The 20,307-nt window shown below is 70.1% G+C and carries 23 protein-coding genes; 9 read left to right on the plus strand and 14 right to left on the minus strand.

The features are described 5' to 3' along the window. Window positions 1-266 precede the first annotated feature (266 nt). A complete protein-coding gene (locus tag FB559_RS04610) occupies window positions 267-1,712 on the plus strand; it encodes an aromatic amino acid ammonia-lyase (protein WP_141953627.1) in 1,446 nt (481 codons plus the stop codon). A 389-nt stretch (window positions 1,713-2,101) separates the two neighbouring features. Here the strand turns inward: FB559_RS04610 and FB559_RS04620 are convergent, their stop codons facing one another. The 7 genes from FB559_RS04620 to egtA form a co-directional block, all read right to left on the minus strand. Further along, window positions 2,102-2,887 carry a DUF899 domain-containing protein gene (locus FB559_RS04620; protein WP_141953631.1) on the minus strand — a complete coding sequence of 262 codons (786 nt, stop codon included), beginning with the start codon at window positions 2,885-2,887 and terminating at the stop codon, window positions 2,102-2,104. Between the two features lie 104 nt (window positions 2,888-2,991). Then, window positions 2,992-3,354: a DUF3592 domain-containing protein gene (locus tag FB559_RS04625; RefSeq protein ID WP_141953633.1), complete on the minus strand. Its 363-nt coding sequence runs from the start codon at window positions 3,352-3,354 to the stop codon at window positions 2,992-2,994. Window positions 3,355-3,497: 143 nt separating this feature from the next. Continuing rightward, window positions 3,498-4,523 carry a LacI family DNA-binding transcriptional regulator gene (locus tag FB559_RS04630; protein ID WP_141953637.1) on the minus strand — a complete coding sequence of 342 codons (1,026 nt, stop codon included), beginning with the start codon at window positions 4,521-4,523 and terminating at the stop codon, window positions 3,498-3,500. A 9-nt stretch (window positions 4,524-4,532) separates the two neighbouring features. Continuing rightward, the gene (gene egtD, locus FB559_RS04635) at window positions 4,533-5,495 is read right to left on the minus strand and encodes an L-histidine N(alpha)-methyltransferase (protein ID WP_246121349.1); all 963 of its coding nucleotides are present in this window, start codon (window positions 5,493-5,495) and stop codon (window positions 4,533-4,535) included. 39 nt (window positions 5,496-5,534) lie between these two features. Next, entirely contained in the window at window positions 5,535-6,275 is a 741-nt protein-coding gene (gene egtC / locus FB559_RS04640) for an ergothioneine biosynthesis protein EgtC (protein ID WP_141953641.1), read from the minus strand. Further along, window positions 6,275-7,564 (minus strand): ergothioneine biosynthesis protein EgtB, encoded by a 1,290-nt coding sequence (gene egtB / locus FB559_RS04645; RefSeq protein WP_141953643.1) that lies wholly within the window; start codon window positions 7,562-7,564, stop codon window positions 6,275-6,277. The genes egtC and egtB overlap by 1 nt, the downstream gene beginning before the upstream one ends. After that, complete coding sequence (egtA, locus tag FB559_RS04650; RefSeq protein WP_141953645.1) at window positions 7,555-8,754, minus strand: ergothioneine biosynthesis glutamate--cysteine ligase EgtA; 1,200 nt, start codon at window positions 8,752-8,754, stop codon at window positions 7,555-7,557. The genes egtB and egtA overlap by 10 nt, the downstream gene beginning before the upstream one ends. A 204-nt stretch (window positions 8,755-8,958) precedes the next feature. Between egtA and FB559_RS04655 the strand changes: the two genes are divergently transcribed. The 5 genes from FB559_RS04655 to FB559_RS04675 all read left to right on the plus strand — a co-directional run bounded on the left by FB559_RS04655 (window position 8,959) and on the right by FB559_RS04675 (window position 13,889). Then, window positions 8,959-9,846, plus strand: coding sequence for an amidohydrolase family protein (locus FB559_RS04655; RefSeq protein ID WP_141953647.1), 888 nt, complete (start codon window positions 8,959-8,961; stop codon window positions 9,844-9,846). A gap of 4 nt (window positions 9,847-9,850) precedes the next feature. Next, the gene (locus tag FB559_RS04660) at window positions 9,851-10,348 is read left to right on the plus strand and encodes a cysteine dioxygenase (RefSeq protein ID WP_141953650.1); all 498 of its coding nucleotides are present in this window, start codon (window positions 9,851-9,853) and stop codon (window positions 10,346-10,348) included. Window positions 10,349-10,614: 266 nt separating this feature from the next. Then, a complete protein-coding gene (locus FB559_RS04665; protein ID WP_141953652.1) occupies window positions 10,615-11,967 on the plus strand; it encodes an RNA polymerase sigma factor in 1,353 nt (450 codons plus the stop codon). Window positions 11,968-12,056: 89 nt separating this feature from the next. Continuing rightward, the gene (locus FB559_RS04670) at window positions 12,057-12,269 is read left to right on the plus strand and encodes a hypothetical protein (RefSeq protein WP_141953654.1); all 213 of its coding nucleotides are present in this window, start codon (window positions 12,057-12,059) and stop codon (window positions 12,267-12,269) included. Between the two features lie 168 nt (window positions 12,270-12,437). Further along, a complete protein-coding gene (locus FB559_RS04675; protein ID WP_141953657.1) occupies window positions 12,438-13,889 on the plus strand; it encodes an FAD-binding protein in 1,452 nt (483 codons plus the stop codon). On the opposite strand, the gene FB559_RS04680 is transcribed toward FB559_RS04675, so the two are convergent. The 3 genes from FB559_RS04680 to FB559_RS04690 all read right to left on the minus strand — a co-directional run bounded on the left by FB559_RS04680 (window position 13,874) and on the right by FB559_RS04690 (window position 15,176). Next, complete coding sequence (locus FB559_RS04680; RefSeq protein ID WP_141953660.1) at window positions 13,874-14,077, minus strand: hypothetical protein; 204 nt, start codon at window positions 14,075-14,077, stop codon at window positions 13,874-13,876. The two genes, FB559_RS04675 and FB559_RS04680, sit on opposite strands and share 16 nt — an antisense overlap. 224 nt (window positions 14,078-14,301) lie before the next feature. Continuing rightward, window positions 14,302-14,484 (minus strand): DUF397 domain-containing protein, encoded by a 183-nt coding sequence (locus tag FB559_RS46580; protein WP_141953662.1) that lies wholly within the window; start codon window positions 14,482-14,484, stop codon window positions 14,302-14,304. Continuing rightward, window positions 14,400-15,176, minus strand: a complete 777-nt coding sequence (locus tag FB559_RS04690; RefSeq protein ID WP_141953665.1) for a helix-turn-helix domain-containing protein — start codon at window positions 15,174-15,176, stop codon at window positions 14,400-14,402. Before FB559_RS04690 ends, FB559_RS46580 begins: the two co-directional genes overlap by 85 nt. Window positions 15,177-15,351: 175 nt before the next feature. Here FB559_RS04690 and FB559_RS04695 point away from each other — a divergent pair, with 175 nt between their 5' ends. Together FB559_RS04695 and FB559_RS04700 are read left to right on the plus strand one after the other, a co-directional pair. After that, entirely contained in the window at window positions 15,352-15,654 is a 303-nt protein-coding gene (locus FB559_RS04695) for a hypothetical protein (RefSeq protein WP_141953668.1), read from the plus strand. A 111-nt stretch (window positions 15,655-15,765) separates the two neighbouring features. Continuing rightward, window positions 15,766-16,287, plus strand: coding sequence for a twin-arginine translocase subunit TatC (locus FB559_RS04700; protein WP_141953670.1), 522 nt, complete (start codon window positions 15,766-15,768; stop codon window positions 16,285-16,287). Here FB559_RS04700 and FB559_RS04705 read toward each other — a convergent pair. The 3 genes from FB559_RS04705 to FB559_RS04715 form a co-directional block, all read right to left on the minus strand. Beyond that, window positions 16,214-16,867, minus strand: a complete 654-nt coding sequence (locus FB559_RS04705) for a rhomboid-like protein (RefSeq protein ID WP_141953673.1) — start codon at window positions 16,865-16,867, stop codon at window positions 16,214-16,216. The genes FB559_RS04700 and FB559_RS04705 overlap by 74 nt on opposite strands. A 96-nt stretch (window positions 16,868-16,963) precedes the next feature. Next, complete coding sequence (locus FB559_RS04710; protein ID WP_141953675.1) at window positions 16,964-17,377, minus strand: hypothetical protein; 414 nt, start codon at window positions 17,375-17,377, stop codon at window positions 16,964-16,966. A 64-nt stretch (window positions 17,378-17,441) separates the two neighbouring features. After that, window positions 17,442-19,028, minus strand: a complete 1,587-nt coding sequence (locus FB559_RS04715; protein WP_141953677.1) for an MFS transporter — start codon at window positions 19,026-19,028, stop codon at window positions 17,442-17,444. 144 nt (window positions 19,029-19,172) lie between these two features. Between FB559_RS04715 and FB559_RS04720 the strand changes: the two genes are divergently transcribed. Continuing rightward, window positions 19,173-19,865, plus strand: coding sequence for a TetR family transcriptional regulator (locus tag FB559_RS04720; RefSeq protein WP_141953679.1), 693 nt, complete (start codon window positions 19,173-19,175; stop codon window positions 19,863-19,865). A 182-nt stretch (window positions 19,866-20,047) separates the two neighbouring features. Here the strand turns inward: FB559_RS04720 and FB559_RS44475 are convergent, their stop codons facing one another. Then, entirely contained in the window at window positions 20,048-20,245 is a 198-nt protein-coding gene (locus tag FB559_RS44475) for a DUF5999 family protein (protein ID WP_141953681.1), read from the minus strand. Window positions 20,246-20,307: the final 62 nt, after the last annotated feature.

A 20,307-nucleotide genomic window follows, 5' to 3' on the forward strand; every position in this document is an offset into this window, starting at 1 on the left:
CCCGACAAGACACGTTTCTGTCTGACATACGAGACACTAGACGAAGATCATTCGGATTACCCCGCGTTACGGGCCTTATCATCCGGAACCAGGGGGCCGCATTCCGGCCGGACGGCCCCACCGGCAGGCCGAACACCTCGTCGGGCGTGCCGCCGTCGGCGCGACGCTCGGTGACGCCGTCGTTTCGGATCAAGGTGTTCCGCCCTGTGATTACCGGGATAAGAGGTCAAGATAGTGGAATATCTACTGTCCGTGATGGTTCGCCCATGAACCAAACGGCCATAGCGGTCAACGGTAGCGGTTTGAACTGCGACGTTGTAGCCGCAGTGGCCCGTGACGGCGCCTTCGTTACCGTTACTCCACAAGCGGTCGAACGCGCGCGGCAGGCGTGGGAGGTCGTTCGCGAGGTCGCGACACGTCAGCCGGTGTACGGCCGGACCACCGGTGTCGGCGCCAACCGGAACGTCCTGATCGAGGACGATGCCGCGCACGGCCTGCGGGTACTCCGCAGTCACTCCGGCGGGGCGGGACCCCTCATGTCGGCCGAGACCGTACGGGCGATGCTCATCGTGCGCCTCAACCAGATCGCCGCGGGCGGCTCCGGCGTCGACCCCGACGTGCTCGGCGCCCTCGCGGACGTGATCAACCGATGGCTGATCCCTCCGATTCCAGCGTACGGCGCCATCGGCACCGGAGACCTGACCGCCCTCGCCTCGACCGCGCTGTGCCTGATCGGCGAGCGCCCGTGGCAGGGCAACGTGGTCGGCGCGCACTTTCCCCTGCGGCCGGCCGACGCGCTCGCGTTCATCAGCTCCAACGCGGCGACACTGGGCGAGTCGGCGCTGGCCTGCCGTGACGTCCTCGAACTCCTGCGCGTGTCGATCCCGGTGACCGGCCTGTCGCTGCTGGCCGTACAGGGCTCCGCGGAGGCGTACGCCGCGCCGGTGCACGCCGGGTGCCCGCACCCGGGGCGGCGCCGCGTCGCGGACGCCATGCGCGGACTGCTCGAAGGGGAGGAGCTCAAGCCCGCGCGCATCCAGGACCCGTACGGCTACCGCGCCTTCCCCCAGGTGCACGGGCCGGCCGTGGACGCCGTGGAGAACGCCGAGACGGTCGTGACCCGGGAGATCAACGCCTCGTCGGAGAACCCCCTCGTGGACGTGGCGAACCGTACGGTCTGGCACAACGGCAACTTCCACACCGCGTACGTGGGCCTGGGGCTGGACGCGGTCCGCGCGGCGATGTTCCAGACCGCGGCGCTGTCGGCGGCGCGCCTGGGCACGCTGGTCGAGCCGACGTTCACCGGCCTGCAGCCCTTCCAGGCGGCGCCGGGCGAGCCGGGCTCGGGCATCATGATCCTGGAGTACGTCGCCCACTCGGCCATCGCCGACATCCGCCGGCTGGCCACGCCGTCCGCGCTCGGCAGCGCCGTGCTGTCCCGTGGCGTGGAGGAGCACGCGGGTTTCTCCACACAGTCGGCACGCGCCACGACGGAGGCGGTCACGGCGTACCGCATCGTGCTCGCGTGCGAACTCATCGCCGCGGTACGCGCCCTGCGCATGCAGGGCCGCGAGCCGTCGGGACGGCTGGGCGAGGTGTTCGCCCGCAGCGCGGACGCACTGGACTCCGCCGTCGAGGACCGGGCACTGGACGGCGACATCAGCTCCGCCGCCGACCTCCTCCCCCGCCTCGCCCCGTACGGCGTTTATTAGGGTCTGTCTCAAAGCCATGCTGGTTGCCGTGCAGCGCCGCCTGGGTGGCGCCTGGGTGGCGCCTGGGTTGCGCCGCCCGGGGTTATCCACAGAACCCCGCTCTACTTCCGCCCGCTGCTGTTCTGGCTGGACAATGAGAGTGGGATGGCACCCCCGGGCGGGTGGGCTCCAGGTGGGTGGGCCCCAGACGGGCGGGCCCCAGACGGGCGGGCCCCAGACGGGCGGGCCCCAGACGGGCGGGCCCCAGACGGGCGGGCCCCAAGACCCGCGGGCTCCAAGACCCGCAACCCCCAAGACCCGCGGGACTCAGACCAAGGACTTCGAGACAGGCCCAATGGCGCCGCGGCCATCCCGGTCGGATTCGCTGGGCGGTCGGGTACGGCGACAGATCAGGTGTCGTACTCGTCGGGCAGGCGCATCGCCGGGCCGCCGACGTTCAGGCCCAGTGGGGTCGCGCGGCCCTTCGGTTCCTCCCACTCCTCCTGGCGGCCGAGGGCGGTGAGGTCGAGGTACTCATAACCGTTGTGGAACTCCTCGATGCCGCGGCCGTACGTGGAGTAGGTGTGGAAGACCTCATCGCCGACCCGCAGGAAGGCGCTGATGCCCGGGAGCTCCTCCCCGCGCATGCTCTCCGTCCACGGGCCTCCCGTCCACGGTGTCCCGACCTCGGCGAGTTCGGCCTCGGTGCGGAAGTGGAGCAGCACCGGCGCGACCCGGTCGTCGAGGGTGGCGTGGAAGTCGTAGTTGAAGTCGCTGCCGTAGGAGGAGTACCAGGGGAACGTCCAGCCCATCCGCTCGCGGAACGCGGCGATCTTCTCGTACGGAGCCCGTGACACCGCGACGAGCGTGGTGTTGCGCACGTGGAGCTGCCGCAGTCTGCCGATCCCGTCGGCGGCGGAGGAGCAGCTCGGGCAGCCCTGGTCCCAGTCCGGGGCGAACATGAAGTGGTGCATCACCAGCTGCGGCCGGCCCTCGAACAGGTCGGGCAGGCTCACCGTCCCGTCCGGGCCCTCGAACGTGTACGGCTTGTCCATGCGGACCATCGGCAGGCGACGGCGGTCGGCGTTGACCCGGGTACGGGCCCGGGTCAGTTCCTTCTCCTTCTCCAGCAGTTCCTTGCGGGCGGCGAGCCACTCCTCGCGCGACACGACCTCGGGCAGGTTCCCCATCGTCATCTCGATCTCCCAACCGCTCTCGTTCTGCGACTAGATCCGGCCTCAGCACAGCACTTCGGTGAACCGCTTGCCTGCCCCGAGCGGGCCTCGTCGAACACAGGAATTCAGGAAATGAGCAGGCTCACGCCGAGGGCAACGCACACGGCGACCCCGAAGAGGCTCGAAGCGAATCGGGCGCCGCCGCCCGGCGACCGGACTACCTCCGGCTTTTCCGGCAGGTACCGAATCCCCGTCCGGCCGCCGACAGGAACGTCGCGGAGCCGCCCCCTGGGCATTGCCACGGTCACTTCCCTGTTCTGGGCGGTGGTGAAGCGGACGACGCGGGAGCGGCTGTAGTTCGCCAGGCCGGTGCGGGGGTTGATCCCGATCACCTCCGCGGTGGCGGCGGCTCCACGGCGGCGCACCTGCGACGACCTGACCACGTCACTGACGGTGCCGAAAATCAGCAGGCCGGCGAAGGCGAGCACGCAGACTCCGAGAAACGGCATGTCGGCCTCCGGCTCACGGCGACGATGGCGCGGGGGAGCTTATCAAGCGATCTTTTCGGCGAAGACAAGGCGGCGGACGGCAGGAATGAACCCGGCGAAGGGATCGCCGGACGCGGCGCCGCTCAGTTGACCTCGGGATCGACGCCGCGGGCCCGGCCGGTGGACTCGCGCTGGAGGAGGCTGGGCTCGCAGACGATGCGCCGCCTGCGGGGCTTGCCGTCGATCGCGCCGATCATGACGCGGACCGCGGAGTGGACGATGCCCTCGATGTCCCAGTCGACGCTGGTCAGCGGGGGCGTGAGCAGGCCGGACATCGGGTGGTTGTCGAAGCCGGCGACCGAGACGTCCTCCGGGACGGCCAGGCCCAGCTCGCGAGTGGCGGCGTAGACGCCGTAACCGATGGAGTCGGAGAAGCAGAAGAGCGCGGTCGGCCGCGGGGAGTTGCCCAGGACGTCGAGTGCGACGTCGGTGGCGGCGCCGAGCGCCTGGGGAGAGGTGACCACGTCGACCTTGACGCCCAGCCGTTCGGCTTCGGCGTTGACGTGGATGTCGGCCGGACGGTCGGGAGTGCGGGCCACCGTCGGGGTGAGCACGGCGATGTGCCGGTGGCCCAGGTTGTACAGATGCTCCAGCGCCAGGGTGACGCCCGCACGGTTGTCGAAGACCACCTCGCCGTAGGCGTGGCCGCCGGGCAGTGAGTCTCCGATCGAGACGATCGGCAGGCTCTCGGCGAGGTCGGCCCACAGGGCGGCGGACGGGTCGACCGGCTGCACGATGAGCCCGTCGACCCGCTGGTCGCGCAGTTGGCGGGCGAGCATCAGCTCGCGCTCAGGGTCGCCCGCCGCGTCCAGGATGATGGCGAAGCGGTCGCGGGCGAACAGCGCGCGGCCGATGCCCACCGCCAGGGACTGCTGCCACAGGTCCTCGAGAGAGCCGCAGAGCAGGCCCACCATGCCGCTGCGCCCGCTGGCCAGCGCGCGGGCGATCGGATGGGCCTCATAGCCCAGCTCCTCGGCGGCCTTGCGGACCCGCTCCTGCGTCTCTTCTGAGGTCTGGATGCCACGCAGCGCGTATGAGACGGCGGCGGGCGAGAGCCCCGTCGCCTTCGCCACCTCGCGGATCGTCGCGCGCTTTCGCTGCTGCGTCACGCCCCAACCCTATAGAGCAGGCCGGACAAGACTGAGGACGAAGTCTTGATCCTTGTCAGTCCACCACTGGTCAACCCGGAGGCCCGCCGCCTCCATCGAAGCCTCGAAGCGTTCGCGGCGGAACTTCGCCGAGATCTCGGTGCGCATCTCCTCCCCCGCCGCGAACTCCACGACCAGGTCAAGGGCCGCGACGCGTACGGTCTGGGCCTGCGTCGAGCGCAGCCGCATCTCGATCCGCTCTTCCGTGCCGTCCCACACCGCGACGTGGGAGAACCGCGAGACGGCGAAGTCGGCGCCGAGCTCACGGTTGATCACGTGCAGCACGTTGCGGTTGAACTCCGCGGTCACGCCGCGCGCGTCGTCGTACGCGCGTACGAGCCGCTGCGGCGCCTTGACCAGGTCGGCGCCGATGAGCAGCGCGTCGTCCTCGGCCATGGTGGCGCGCAGCCCGCCGAGGAAGGACACGCGCTCGTCCGGCTCCATGTTGCCGATCGTGCCGCCGAGGAAGGCGATCAGGCGACGCTCGCCCGCCGGCAGCTGGTCCAGGTGGCGTTCGTAGTCGGCGACGATCGGCTGGATCGAAAGTGCCGGATACTCTGTCGCGATCTGCTCCGCCGCCGTGGCGAGGAAGTCGCCGCTGACGTCCACCGGGACGTACGTCCCCAGCGTCCCGCCGAGCGCGTCGAGCAGGAGCCGTGTCTTCTCCCCCGACCCGGCGCCGAGCTCGAGCAGCGTGCGCGCTCCGGTCACCGAGGCGATCTCGGCCGCGCGTTCGGTGAGGATGGCGCGCTCGCGACGTGTCGGGTAGTACTCCTCCAGCCTGGTGATCTCCTCGAACAGCTCACTCCCGCGCTCGTCGTAGAACCATTTCGGCGGCAGCGTCTTCGGGAAGGCGGTCAGCCCGTCGGCGACGTCCTGCCGGAGCGACTTGCCGAGGTCGTCAGGCGTGAGAAAGCTCTTGGTGGTCGGCACTGAGGATCTCCTCATCGAGTTTCGGCCGAGGTGAGCGGATCAGAGTGGGCTGATGTCGACGCCCCCCGGACCGGCGGTCACGAGTGATCGGTCGGGCACCTCCTCCCATCCGGGTTCGTCGTCGTACGGCTCGGAGGCGAGCACGACGTCCGAGCCCCCGAGGTCGCGGACGAAGAGCGTGTCCCCCCAGGTCGTGGCCGCCAGCTGCGTACCGTCGGCGGCCAGCAGGTTGTAGCGGCCGCCGGCCAGCGGGGTGACGGTGCGCACGGCGTGAACCAGGCCCTCGGCCAGCGACCGGCCGGCGCGCCACGGGGCGGCGGCCAGCGCGAACAGCAGGGCCGAGTCCACCGGCGCACGCGCGTCCGGCACCGGGGCGAGGTCGCCGGCCAGCTCGCGCAGCTTCGCCTCCACCCCGCCGAACCCCTGGATCACTCCGTTGTGGCTGAACAGCCGCGTCCCGTCCGTGAACGGCTGGGCGCACGACTCGTCGACGGGAAAGCCGACGGTCGCCGACCGGACCGCCGCGACCGCGCATCGCGTGCGCACCACGTCGGCGACGTCGGCGAAGGACAGGTCGGTCCACATCGGCTGGGTGCGCCGGTAGCGCACGGGGGCGTCGCGGGCGGGGTCGTACCAGCCCGCGCCGAACCCGTCCGCGTTCAGGATGCAGGCGCGCGACATGCGCGGTGCGTACGCCTGCGTCTCCAGCGAGTGCTCCGGCGCGTACAGCAGCTCGTGCAGGCTCCGCGTGCCGCCGAGGTAGCCCAGGTGACGGCACATCAGGCATCCCTCGCGCAACGGAAGCCGGAGAAGATCTGCCGGCGGATCGGGTAGTCCCAGTTGCGGAAGGTGGGCCGGCCGGACAGGGGGTGCGTCGCCCAGGACCCGCCCTTCAGCACCTTGTAGTCATCGCCGAAGAACACCTCGGAGTACTCCTTGTAGGGGAAGGATCGGAAGCCGGGGTAGCCGTGGAAGCTCGTCGAGGTCCACTCCCACACGTCCCCGACCAGCTGCCGTACGCCGTAGGCCGACGCGCCCTCCGGGTAGGAGCCCAGCGGTGAGGGGTGGAGCCGGCGCTGCCCGAGGTTGGCGTGCGCGTCGGCCTCGCCCGAGTCGCCCCAGGGCAGACGGCGCTTGCGGCCCGCCACGGGATCCCAGCTCGCGGCCTTCTCCCACTCCGCCTCGGTCGGCAGCCGCCGTCCCGCCCACCGGGCGTAGGCGTCCGCCTCGTACCAGCAGACGTGCTGTACGGGCTCGTTCATGGGCACGGGTTCGACCCGGCCGAGCCGTCGCCGCATCCACTGGCCGCCCTCGCGGAACCAGAACGCCGGGGCCTCCTTGCCTGAGGTGGACCTCCACTCCCATCCCTTCGGCTGCCACCAGCGCGGGTCCTGGTATCCGCCCGCCTCGACGAACGCGGCGTAGGCGGCGTTGCCGACCGGTGTCGTGTCGATGTAGTAGGACGGCACGTCGACCAGGTGGCCGGGCCGTTCGTTGTCGTACGCCCACGGGTCGTCCGAGGTCCCCATGAGGAAGGGACCGCCGGGGACGAGCACCTCCGCGCCGACCGCCTCACCCGTGCCGGGTTCCTGTCCGGGCGGGTCGAGCAGCGCCGGGGCGCCCTTGCGCAGCTGGTGGGTGGCCAGCATGGTCTCGTCGTGCATGTGCTCGTGCTGGATGACCATGTGGTAGACGAAGCCGTCCCCGGCGAGGGCGCCGACGAGCGGCACCTTCTCCAGGGAGTCGATCACCCTGTCGCGCACCGTGGTGACGTACGCGCGGCTCTCCTTGGGCGTGAGCAGCGGCAGCGACGGGCGTTCGGCACGGGGATGCTCGAAGGCGTCGTAGATGTCGTCGATGTCGGGGCGTACGGCCTCGGCTCCGGCCGCCGCGCGCAGCAGCCACTGCTCCTCGTAGTTGCCGATGTGGGCCAGGTCCCAGACGAGCGGCGACATCAACGGGGAGACCTGCGAGGTCAGCTCGGGGTCCTCCAGCGCCCCCACCGTCAGCCCGAAGCTGCGGTCGCGCGCCGCGACCAGCTCCGCGACGATCCGTTCCTTCACATCCATAGTTCCTCCTTGCCGGCGGGCACCCGCGCGCCGGAGCCCCCGGAGGTCGTGCCCAGGGGGGTTTCATCGGCTCCGTCGGCGGGGCAGCGGCCGCGTGCCACGAAGCGTTCTGTGTAGTCGTCGACGAGGGGGACGAGTGCCGACGCTCCGAGCCTTGGCAGCGCGTCGCGCGCGGCCTCGAAGCAGCGGCGTGCGGCGCGCCCCAGTACGGGGTCGGTGAGGCCGAGGCGTGCGGCCTGCCACCAGCGGTCCGCCGCGGGTTCGGTCGCCTCGGCGGCGATGTCGGCGGCCATCGGATCCTCGATCAGCGCCGCGACCACCGCGATCGGCACGGGCCAGTAGGGCTCCGGCAACGCGTCGATCATCCGCAGCTCCAGCCAGCCCTGGGGGCGTACCGGCGGGAACAGCGTGGTCAGGTGGTAGGCGAGGTCGGTGACGTCCGGCCGTCCGTCGGTGATCCACTCGCGGAAGGTCATGCCGGGGTCGGGCACCCAGCCGTCCCGCAGCAGCATGACCCGCGCGTCGAGGGCGTACTCCGCCCACGCCGTCACCGGGTCATCCCCCACGACCGGCCCGGTACGGCCGCGGTCGAGCGCCTCCCAGACCACCTGGCGGGAGGAGCGGTGGCCGCCCCCCGGCGAGTTGGCGAACGCCGCCACCAGCATCGGCCCCAGGGCGTGCGCGAGCTGCCAGCGCCGCGCCGCGTCCTTCTCGTCGGCCCCGATGTCGAGGCAGACCTGCAGCGAGGCCGTCGCGCACATCATGGCCAGCCCCGGTTCGCCGAAGTAGGCGCGCATGCAGCGATAACGGCCCTCGTCGAGCTGGAAGGGCGCGCGCACGTCGCGGGGATCCGTACCCCGCCCCAGCAGTGCCAGCCCCTCCTGGGCCAGCCGTCCCCCCACGTGGGCGATGTCCGCCGCGAGAGCGGCGTGCGCCGCCGTGACACCCCGTTGCGGTTGCGAGCTGAGCTCGAGCTGACCTCCCGGTTCGTACGTGATCCGGCTGCCGGCGGGCGGTGGGCCCGCGGCCTCCATGGCCGTACGCAACAGGGTGATCGGCACGTGCCGTTCGGGTTCGCGCCGGTCGACGACGAACCACTCGGTCTCCGCGCCCACCTGCCCAGGTGGCCCGGTCTTGAAACAGACACCGCTGATGTGTTCGTACACGTCGTCCAAGGTCAGACGGGTCATGGGTACCTCCGTTCACTCACGATCGATGGTCATTCCCTACTGAACCGGATCAATAATCCGAAAGCTCACTTTTCGCTGGTAACGCGTCGGTGAACTCTTCAGCCGCCTGAGCTGGTGAATCGGTTTACTTAAGCGGTACAGTGATACGGTTCAGTAAACCGGTTCACCAGAGCCTGACCAGACGCCTGACGAGACGGGAGCGCCGTGGCGACCGACGTACACCAACACGTGTGGGGCCCGGCCTTCATCGACGCTCTGCGCGGGCGGACGTTGGTGCCCCGGCTCGACGGCTGGACTCTGCATCTCGACGGCGAGGCGCCGTACGACGTCGATCCCGCCGACCACGATTTGGCGGCGCGTTCGGCGCTCGCCGCCACGGACGGTTTCGACCGCGTCCTGACTTCTCTGTCCTCGCCACTCGGAATCGAGTGGCTCGCCCCGCCTGACAGTACCCCGTTGCTGGATGCCTACCACGAGGACGCTCTCGCGCTGCCGGCCCCGTTCGGGGCGTGGGCGGCCGCCTGCGTCGCCGAGATCGACGCGCCCGGCCTCGCCCGGTGGCTGGACCGCGGCTTCACGGGCCTGCAACTTCCCGCGAACGCGCTTGTCGACGCGGCCGGCTACGAACGCTGTGAGCCGCTGCTGTCGCTGCTGGAGGAACGCGGGCTGCCGCTGTTCGTCCATCCCGGGCCCGCTCCGGACGCCTCCGGACCCTCCTGGTGGCCCGCTCTCGTCCCGTACGTCCAGCAGATGCACGCGGCGTGGTTCGCGTTCCGCGCGTTCGGGCGTGCGAGTCATCCGCGGCTGCGGGTGTGCTTCGCGCTGCTCGCCGGCCTGGCTCCGCTGCACGGCGAGCGCCTCGCCGTACGCGGCGGGGGTCGCGGCGAGGTCGACCGCGACGCCTTCGTCGAGACCTCGTCCTACGGGCCGCGCGCCATCGACGCGACGATACGGGCGCTCGGCATCGACACGATCGTGTGCGGCTCTGACCGGCCGTACGCACCACCGCCCGGCGACCTCGGCCTCGGAGAGGCCGCCGAGCATGCCATCCGGGTAGCCAACCCGGAGCGACTGCTGAACGGAGAGGAGTGATCCAATGTCCTTCGAGTCACTGCCCGCACGGTGTCTCGACAAGCGCGAGCTCCGCGAGCTCGTGGACGGTCTGGCACAGGACACCGAGTCTTGGCGCGAGCACGTGGCCTTCCCGGACGGTCAGCGGCACTACGTGTCGCTGCACCGTGACGAGTACGTCGACGTCTGGCTGCTCTGCTGGACGCCGGAGAACGACACCGGCTGGCACGACCACGACATCTCCTCCGGCGCGGTCGCGGTCGTGGACGGCAGCCTGAAGGAGTACAACCCCCGGATCGGCGGCGCCCACGTCGAGGTGGCGGTCGAGGAGGGCGTGTCCTTCGCCTTCGGACCGGAGCACATCCACCGCCTGGTCGGAGCCGCCGACCAGAGCGTCTCCATCCACGCCTACTCACCGCCGCTATGGCGCCTGGGCCAGTATTCGATCGACGAGGGCGGCGTGATGCGGCGCGTCTCGGTGAGCTACGCCGACGAACTGCGCCCCCTCAACGCCGTCGCCTGACCGTCCCCCGCCGGCAGCCGTCTTCCTCCCGGTGGTCCAGCGGTACGGAGGAACGGGTGCGCGTCACCTGGACCCGGTGCCGGCCGTACACGCTGCCGCTGTGACCACGCGCCGGCCCGTGCCGGATCCATCTGTCGTCGTGACCCCTGCCGAGGGATTGGGGACCCTCAATGCTGTCGTTTGACCGGCACGGCCGCTAATATCCAGATTCCTAGCGTTATGCGTGAATCATGTGGTGACCAAGTGATGGGCGGGACGGAGGAATGGTGTCTCTTACCGAAGCCCTGCGGGCAGGTGCTCCGGACGCCTTCGGTGTGCTCTACGACGAGCACGCCGAACGGCTGTACGCCTACTGCCACATCATGGTCGGCGACGAGGCGGCGGATGCCGTACGCGACGCCTTCATCGCGGTCGCCCGGCATCCGGGTACGGCACCGGACGACGACGCGCTGCCCGTGTGGCTGTACGCGCTGGCCCGCGCCGAATGCGTCCGCCGCGGCGCGCTGGTGCGCAAGCCCACGATGCCGCCGTCGGTGGACCCGCTGCGACGCGCCCTGGCACGCCTTCGCCCCGAGCACCGTGAGGTGCTGGCCCTGTCCACCGCCCTGAAGCCCGACGAGATCGCCCGCGTCATCGGCGTGGCGGCGGACACCGCAGAGATGCTCCTGCGAGTGTCGGAGCGACGGCTCGAACAGGCGGCGGCCTCCGTACTCGGCGCCCGACCGGTGAACGACGAGGCCATGCTCGCCGCCCTGAGCGGCGGCAACCTGCACCGGCTGGTGATGCGCGGGTACGAGGCGCCCCCGAGGCAGCGCGAGAGGGTGCTGTTCTCGTGCGCGGCGGCCGAACGCGCGGCCGACGGCGCCCTGCTGTTCGACCAGGACGGAATGCCGATCCCGCTGGACGGCCTGTTCGGGACCGCGGAGGACCCGACCCATCCCTTCGCCAAGGTCGACATCGCGGACGAGCCGACGGGCCCGATGCGTCAGGTCGACACGGACGCCTCGGTGGCGTCGGTGTCCTCGGTGTTCGAGCCGCGGCGTACATCACGTGACGGCGGTGTCCACGGCGGTCACGCGCGGCCGAAGAAGGAACCCTTCCTCAGCCGGAGGCGCGACGGCCTGGTCGAGGTCGCCGGGCTGGCCGCGTGTGTCGCGGCGGCGACGAGCGTGCTGGCCCTGTGGCCGAGCCCGCACAACCACGACGGCGCCTCGAACATGGACGGGTCCAGCCTGTTCCTGCACCGGGGGGCGTCGGCGAGCCGTTCGGCTCAGCCCGCTCCTCCGGTGGGCGACGGCATCCCGCCGCAGGGAGCGACCTCCAAGCCCGGCACGTCGCCGACGCCCACGCCGACGAAGTCCCAGGCCGCGCCCGACCCCACGACCACCGCACCTCCGGGGACGACCGCACCGGACCAGCCGGCGCCCCCGCCGGCGGACGGCTCGGGCCCGTCGCATCCGACGCCGCCCCCGAGCGACCCGCCTCCGAGTGATCCTCCGCCCAGTGACCCGCCGCCGAGCGATCCGCCGACGACGACCCCGACGCCGACACCCACGCCGAGCGACTCCCCGACCGACTCGGGCAGCGACTCTCCGTCCCCGGACCCCAGCACCCCCTGACCCGTCGGCGGAGTCGTACGGGCAACGTCGAGGACCTGCGCCTGCCGTTCTCTGGACACGGACCCCGCTGAGGTTCCCTGGGCCGCGCCGTGCGCACCCTGGTCGTGCCGCCGTCGGCGCGGTCGCTGCTCCCGTTGCGCGGTAAGCGCCGGATGCCGCGGGCCCGGAGCTCGTTCGTACGGATCATCTCGGCCAGGGTCGTGTCGCTCTCCGGCGCGGAGTCGGCGTTCCACCGCGTCACCCCGCACGCCACCATGATGGTCGCGGCCGGTCCGGTCGTCGCGCCCGCCACCTGCGGCTGACCCTTGTACTTCCGGCCAAGACCGCCCCGGCTCATGATGTACCTGTTCGACGGCACGGCCGGTCCCGGCCGGGGTCCTCGGCGGACGGCGGTCGCCCATGTTAAGAACGGTCGGGATCCGACGTATCGGAACGTACACGACTGATCACAACCAGCAGGAGTCACGAGGATGGACGATCGGCTGACGCGATGGACGGTCGTCGCCGGTATCGGCGCCGGCGCACTGGTGACCGGGTTCGACCCGATGACCGGGAACTGGCTCACCGAGGCGTCCGCGAGTGAGGTGCCGCACGACCTGCCGTGGCTGGAGGGGCGGGTACGCCTCGACGACGCGGCACGCGCCGCGGCCGCCGACGACTTCGGGCATCTCGTGCGTCATCGCCCGCTCGCCGTACTCGAGCCCGGGTCGGTGAACGACGTCGCCGTCATGGTGGGGTACTGCCGCGAGCACCGCGTCCCGGTCGCCGCGCGCGGGCAGGGGCACGCCACCGGCGGGCAGGCGCAGGTGGCGGGCGGGCTCGTGGTCGACATGGGGACACTTCACGGGATCGACGTACGCGACGGGTACGCCGTGGTCCAGGCGGGGGCACTGTGGAGCGACCTCCTGCGCGCGACGCTGCCCGCGGGACTCACGCCGCCCGTGCTGACCGACTACCTCGAGCTCTCGATCGGCGGCACCCTGTCCGCCGGGGGCCTCGGCGGCACCAGCCACCGGCACGGCGCGCAGGTCGACAACGTCATCGAGCTGGAGGTGGTCACCGGAACCGGCGAGCGTACGGTCTGCTCACCGGCACGGCACGCGGACCTCTTCCACGCCGTACTCGCCGGCCTGGGCCAGTGCGCGATCATCACCAGCGCCACCGTACGGCTGCTGCCCGCCCCCACCTCGGCACGGCGCTACCAGCTGTTCTATCCGAGCCCCACCGCGTTGACGGCCGACCAGCGCCGGGTCGTCCGCGAGGAGAGGTTCGACTACGTCGAGGGGCAGGTCCAGGCCGCGCCCGGCGGGTCCGGCCACCGGCTCTACCTTCTGGAGGCGGCGGCCTTCGACGGGACGCCGGCGGACGACGCGGGGCTGCTCGGCGACCTGTCGTACACGCGTGGCAGTGAGCAGGCCGAGGACCTGACCTACTTCGACTTCCTCAACCGGCTCGCCGCCTCGGTGGAGTTCCTGAAGTCGATCGGCGAGTGGGCGCGCCCGCACCCCTGGCTGAACGTCTTCCTGCCCGGCACCGGCACCGACTCTCTCGTCGCGTCGGTCATCGAGGAGCTGAGACCGGCCGACATCGGGCTCAGCGGCGTGGTCCTGCTCTATCCGATACCGCGCCGGCGGCTGCGCGCTCCCCTGCTGCGGGTGCCCGGCGAGGAACTGGTGTTCCTGCTCACGCTGCTCAGGACCGCCTCGCCCGGCGCCGCCGACCCGGCCGTGATGGTCGAGGCCAACCGCGCACTCTACCGGCGGGTCCAGGCCGCGGGTGGCACGCAGTATCCGGTCGGCACCATTCCCACGACCCACGCGGACTGGCGCCGTCACTTCGGCCCGTGGTGGCCGCGCCTGGCCGCGGCGAAACGCGCGTACGACCCGGCCGGAATTCTCGCTCCGGGTCAGGGCGTCTTCTGATGCGCCCGCGGCGTCCCGGCCACGGCGGCGTACCCACGCCGTTCGGACGCGCCGGCCCCGGAGGCGAAGCCGGCCACCCCGACCGCGCCGGCCTCGGAGCCGAGCTCACGGCGAATCCCACAGCTGATCGCGGAGCCGGCCTCCGAGCCGATCTCACGGCCGATCGCGGGGCCGGTCCCGGCCAGCATTTCGAAAGCGTGCGGCGCCCCGGCAGGCCGGCTCTCCGGCGACCGAAGGTCCGGCTCCAGTCCCCGGTCGAAGCCGAAGCCGCCATCCTCGTTTCGGTGAGCCGAAAGAGCCGAGCGCACGTCAGGTGATCCCCCCGCCCCGGTGACCGGCTCGAGCCATCGCCGATCAAGCAATCGCGCATGCGCGGCCGTAAAAGACGAGGCCCGAGCCACGACGACGGCCATCAGCCGATTGGGGATTGCTCGATTTCGGTAACCGCGACCTCAACGCAGTTACCTTGATTTTCTCCGCTTCTACTGGCCTTTCGCCAGTCGGGCTCGCTCATATCCATCTCTCTTCTACCGTCCTGGCGATGAAGTCTATCGACATTCCGACGGGAAGGGCTTGCGAGCGGATCGACTCCCATATATCATTAAGGTGCAACAGATCTTTTCTGTCATTGGTGACGACACCCCGAACGGCATTCTCCACATAGGCCACGTCGCCGCCATCCACCGATGCGATCGTGAACGCTCCCAGCCGATGGGGGTTCGCCGAGGCGGGAACGATCTGGATCGTGGCGATCGAAGTCGCGGTGGTGACCAGGTGCTCAAGCTGGGCCCGCATCACTTCACGGCCGCCTATCTCCCGATATAGCGCCATCTCGTCCAGGACACAGCGCACGGTGGGCGGATTGCCGGCCAAAACCCTCGCCTGCCTGGCCATTCGGTGCTGGAGGGCCTCCTCGTCGCCCCGGAAGACGGCCCTGGCGTAGTCCTCGGTCTGGAGCAGCCCGTAGATGAGCGAATCCTCGAAGGCGCGCAGGCTCGACGCCCTGGCCTCCTCGTCCCACCAGTCCCTCGCCCATCCGGGAACGGTCTCTTTTGATAATTCGTCATAGAGCTCCAGCAGAGCCTGGTCCGTCACTCCCAAAGCCGCCTCGAATTCGCAGATGACCTTCCGCAACGGACGCAGCTGACCGGTCTCGACGTTGCTCAGCCATGCTTTCGAGTAGTTGATCGTCTGGGCCAGTTGGTCCTGCGTGAATCCCTTCGCCATTCGGAATGCCCGGACCGCCTTGCCGAACGTCGCCATGGCTGGATCGACCCGATTTGCCATGCTAGTCCCCCATGTCCATATTCAGCTCGGCTCAGCAAGCGCCGGTGAGTTTCAACGGTAAAAGTGCGCCCATCAATAGCGTGTGGCGATCTTTGTAAAGGCTTCCAATCGTAACTCGACGAGGTCAGCATGAGAGGCGTAACAACGCAACGCGAAAAGGGACGGAGCCGCGTCGATGACAACCCCCATCCAGGACGTCGACGACCTCGTCGCACAGCTGACCGACGGCTGCCAGGCGGCCGGACTGGAGGCCGTGGCCCTCGCCCCGACCCGCGTACGCGTCAGCTCTCCCGGCACCGGCGCGCGGCTCACGGAGATCATCCGCTGCATGCCGGACCACCAGGAGTCGCTCTACTGGTGGTGGAGCTGGGACGAGCCGATCTGCCCCGCCGCGCAGATCGTGGACGCGGTCAAGGTCATCGCCCACGTGGTCATGCCACCGGGGCCCGAAGGCGAACCGAGCGACCTGCCGGAGTGAGGCGGTCCAGCCGCGGGAAGGCCCGGACGGTTCAAAGAACGTCGTAATGAACCCCGCCCTGCCCGTGCCTCGCCTACCGTGCGGCGCCAAGCGACCGTTCAGGAGGCACGAATGACGTCACCGACGGGCCCCGGCACGCCTGTCCGGTCGTACCGGCTTCTCTGGGGCCTGCTCGCCGTCGCGGCCGGTACGGCGATCGGCTGGCTGGTCGCCGGCGCGGTCTGGGACTTCCTGAGCCCGCCACCGCCCGGCGGCTGCGCCGCGGAATGCGTGAGACAGAGCGCCACCGGGCCGTTCTCGTCACACCTGAAGCTCGCGTTCGTCTTCGGGCTGGTCGTGTCGGCACCGATCTGGCTCTACCAGCTGCCCTCGCCGCACGGCGTACGGCGCGGGGTCCACCTCGCCGCGGCGTTGGCGCTGTTCGCGGCCGGCGTCGCTCTGGCCTGCGTGTCGCTGCGGCGTGACTGGTGGCTGTCCGGCTCCGGCGACACCATCACGCTGGTCACGACCGGCACGTTCCTTGATCAGGCCATCGCCCGGATACTGGTCTTCGGGCTGGTCATGGAGCTTTCGCTGCTTGCGGCGATGTCACTGCGGGCTCGTCGGCGCGGGGCTCGAGGCGCACCAGGATGAGGCCCGCCCCGGCACCGGTGATCAGGGCGACCGTGTGACCGACGGCCGCGACGTCCAGGTGGTTCAGGCCGCCGAACAGATGCGGGGCCAGGAACGCGAGGCCCACAAACGCCCCGACACGCCACCAGAGGCTCGGGATCCGGTCGAACAACCAGTGTCCGTGCCGGGCCGTGCGGACGGCGGGCTCGGCGCCGTACAGGATGGTCGCGATGAGCGCGGACGCGATGACGTAGGAGGGCCCCACGTCGTCGAGGAAGCGCAGCGAACCCGGGACCGCGCCGGTCGAGATGCGCCAGGCCAGCAGGCCCTCGCTGAGCAGCGTGCCGATGATCTGGGCGGCACCGACGAGCAGCAGGGCCCGCAGGTTGCCGAAACGGTGTGCCAGCGGGAACAGGCCGACGATCGCGAAGCCCACCCAGATCCACGGCGCCGCCTCGGACACGAAGGCGGAGGCGATGAGCGTGCCGAGCGGGTCGGATCTCAGGTTCACCAGGTTCGTGGCGGTCGAGGCCACGAATGATCGCTGGTCAGACGGTTCGAGCCCGTACGCGTACACCGAAGAGACGACGCACAACGCCATGATGAAAAGAATGGGTACGGGGAAACGCCTGAGGATCGAGGGCACCTGGGCAGCCTAGGGTGCTTGGCTGAGCATTTTCTGACAACCCGGGCAGAGTCAGGCCGCTGTCACTCTGCGGCCACCTCGCCGCTCGCGGAACCGATGCAGGCGGTACGCCCCGCGGTCCACGGCCGTCGTGACGATGACCTCGCGGAACTTTCCCGGCACCTCGGCCGCCCAGAACGCACCCGCGACCGTCAGCGCCGGCACCGTACGCGACGAGCCCCCGGCACGGAACTCCACGAGCACCTCGCCCCCGGGCGGAAGCTGTCCCCACGCCACCGAGAACTGGCGGCCGCGCACGGCACCGCGTACGAGCACGGCCCCCGGCCCGCCCGCCACCGCGACGTCGATCAGCCCGTCACCCGTGTGCACTTCCAGGGCGGGGCGGTCCCCGCTCCCCCGGCCCACCCGCAGCTCCCAGCCGCTTTCCGGCAGCGGAGTCCCGGCCGCTTCGATCCCCGTGTCCATCACGTACTCCCCGTTCGTGTGAAAAGGGTGCGGGCGGAGGGAGTCCGCCCGCACCTGTCGTCGATCAGATGGCGGCGGAACCCTCGACGGAGGACTCGCCACGCCGTACGAACACCGCGACGACGGCGGCGGCCAGAGCCACGACCGCGGCGACCGACATGGCGGTCTGGAAACCGTCCATGAAGGCCAGGTGGCTGCCGTTCGTGATCGCGGTCGCGACGGGTCCGGGAGTGCCCGGCGGCACCGGTGCGACGCCCTGGGCGACGTAGGACTTGGCGCCCGCGAGCCCGTGCGCGGCCGGTCCGGGAACGCCCGCTCCGGAGAGCCGGTCCACGAGGACGTTGCCCACACGAGTCGACAGGATGGTGCCGAGGACCGACGTGCCGAGCACGCCGCCGACCTGGAACGCGGTCTGCTGCAGGCCGCCCGCGACCCCCGCCAGCTGCACCGGGGCGTTGCCGACGATGGCCTCCGTCCCGGCGGTCAGGATGAAGCCGAACGCCAGGCCGATCAGCACGAACCAGGGCCAGATGGTGTTGTACGACGCGTCGACGCTGATCCGGGACAGACCGAACATCGCCACGGCGGTGAACACCATGCCGATCCCCAGCGGCACACGTGGACCGAAGCGCTGGGTCAGCGCGCCCCCCAGCGGCGAGGACACGATGAAGATGCCGGTCATCGGGAGCAACCGCACGCCCGCGGCGACCGGGCTCAACCCGTGCACCTGCTGCAGGTACAGCGTGATGAAGAAGATCGTGCCGAACAGCGCGAAGACGCCGAGCAGCAGCAGGCCGGTCGCCGCGGACAGCGACACCGACCGGAACAGGCTGAGCGGCAGCACCGGGTGTGAGGCCATCAGTTCACGCACGACGAAGCCGGCGAGGAGCACCGCGAACGCAATGAAGGACCACACCGGCACAGGGTCACCGAAACCGTACGTACCGGCCTTGATCAGTCCCCAGACCAGGGCGAACAGCGACCCCGACAGCAGGGCGACGCCGGACAGGTCGAAGGATCCGTGCGCCTCCTCGTCACGCGACTCGCGGATCACCCAAAGGCCGACCAGGAGCGCGATGAGACCGAGGGGTGCGTTGAGGTAGAAGACCGACTCCCAATTGACGTGCTGGACGAGGAGCCCGCCGACGATCGGGCCGCCGGCGATGGAGATCCCGACCGTGGCACCCCAGATGCCGATCGCGGCGTTGAGCCGGTGGGCGGGGAACGTGTTGCGGATGATCGCCAGGCTGGCCGGCTGCAGGAGTGCCCCCGCGAACCCCTGGACGACGCGCCAGAAGATCACCATTCCGATGCCGCCCGAGAGACCCACCAGCAACGAGGCGGCGGCGAATCCGACGACTCCCACCAGGAAGGTCCGCTTGCGGCCGAACCGGTCGGCGATCTTTCCCGCGGGGATCAGGGTGACGGCGAGGGAGAGCAGGTATCCGTTGGTGACCCACTGCAGTCCGGTGAGGTCCGCGTGCAGGTCGGTCGCGATCGCCGGATTGGCGATGGAGACGACGGTGGCGTCGAGCCCGACCATCATCACGCCGAGGGCGACCGCGAACAGCGTCAGCCAGGGATGGCCGTGTCCGGTACGACTCGGCCTGTCGCGCGCCTCAGCGTGGGGCGCGAGTGTCGCTTGGGACATGAACTTGCCTCCGTGAAGTTCGATGAGGCACAAAAGTGTCATGCCGTGACACATGTCGTCAAGCGACTAAAGTCTCACTATGACGACTGTCACAAAGTGAAAGGTGACCTTGGCTAAGTGAACTTCGTCAGTTACCCTCCTGGCATGGAGGCGACCACGGTGGAAACAAGCTGTGTGACGCCCACGTGCGGTCGACGTGAGCGCAAGAAGCAGCGCACCCGCGAGGCGTTGATCGACGCGGCATTCCAGCTCTTCCAGGAGAAGGGCTTCGAGGCGACGACCGTGGAGGAGATCGCCGACGAGGTCGACGTGTCGTCACGGACGTTCTTCCGTTACTTCGCGTCGAAGGAGGACGTCGTCCTCACCTTCCAGGAGGAGCAGTTCACGACGATGCTGGAGGCCCTGGCGGCCCGTCCGGCGTCCGAACCGGTGATGACCGCGCTCCGCAACGCGGCGGTATCGGTGCTGCGCGCCTGCGAGGACGGCGAGTACGGCTTCGACCCCGAGCGCTTCGGCTGCCTCCAGCACATGATGGAGAACAGCCCGGCGGTCTTCGGCCGCAGCCTCGAACACGGGCAGAAGAAACAGGCGGAGATCACCCGGGTCATCGCCGAGCGCATGGGCGTGGACCCGGCCGTCGACCTGCGGCCGCACGTGGCGGCGGGCCTGTCCAACTGCGCGTTCCGCAGCGCGTTCGAGGTCCTGAGCTCACGCGTGTCCGGGACCGGGCGCTTCTCCGACGTGCTCGACCAGGTCTTCGGGGTCATGGAGGACGGCCTCAACTACATGCCCGCGGATCAGACCGCGACGCCGGAAATGACGACGCCGTCCCGGTAAGGGCCCACACGGGCTCATGGGGACGGCAGTCGAAGGTCCCGGCCGGTCCGCCGGTCCACGGAGCAGATGGGGGAAGTCTCCGTGAACCGGCACGTCCTGCCGGGGATGGCCGCGGGGTGCGTAGGGTCGCTCCTCCGGGGCCCTGGGGAGGTCCACATACGCGGACCGAGGGGCTTGCGGGGTCAGGCAGCGAAGGACAGGGGCCGAGCTCGGTGGGGTGCCGTGGTGTGACCGTCGGGGGCCAGCTCGCCGGTGTCATCGAAGATGACGACACCGTTGCAGAGCAGGCACCATCCCTGTTCGGGGTGGGACGACACGACACGTGCCGCCGTGTGATCGTCTGCGCTCGCCGCAGGGCATGGAGGCCGGTGCTGGCACATGTCACTTCCCCTTTCTTGTCGTAGCCGGATTTACCTACAACACCACCATCGCTCATTGAATG

The organism is Actinoallomurus bryophytorum (assembly GCF_006716425.1).
GTDB lineage: Bacteria > Actinomycetota > Actinomycetes > Streptosporangiales > Streptosporangiaceae > Actinoallomurus > Actinoallomurus bryophytorum.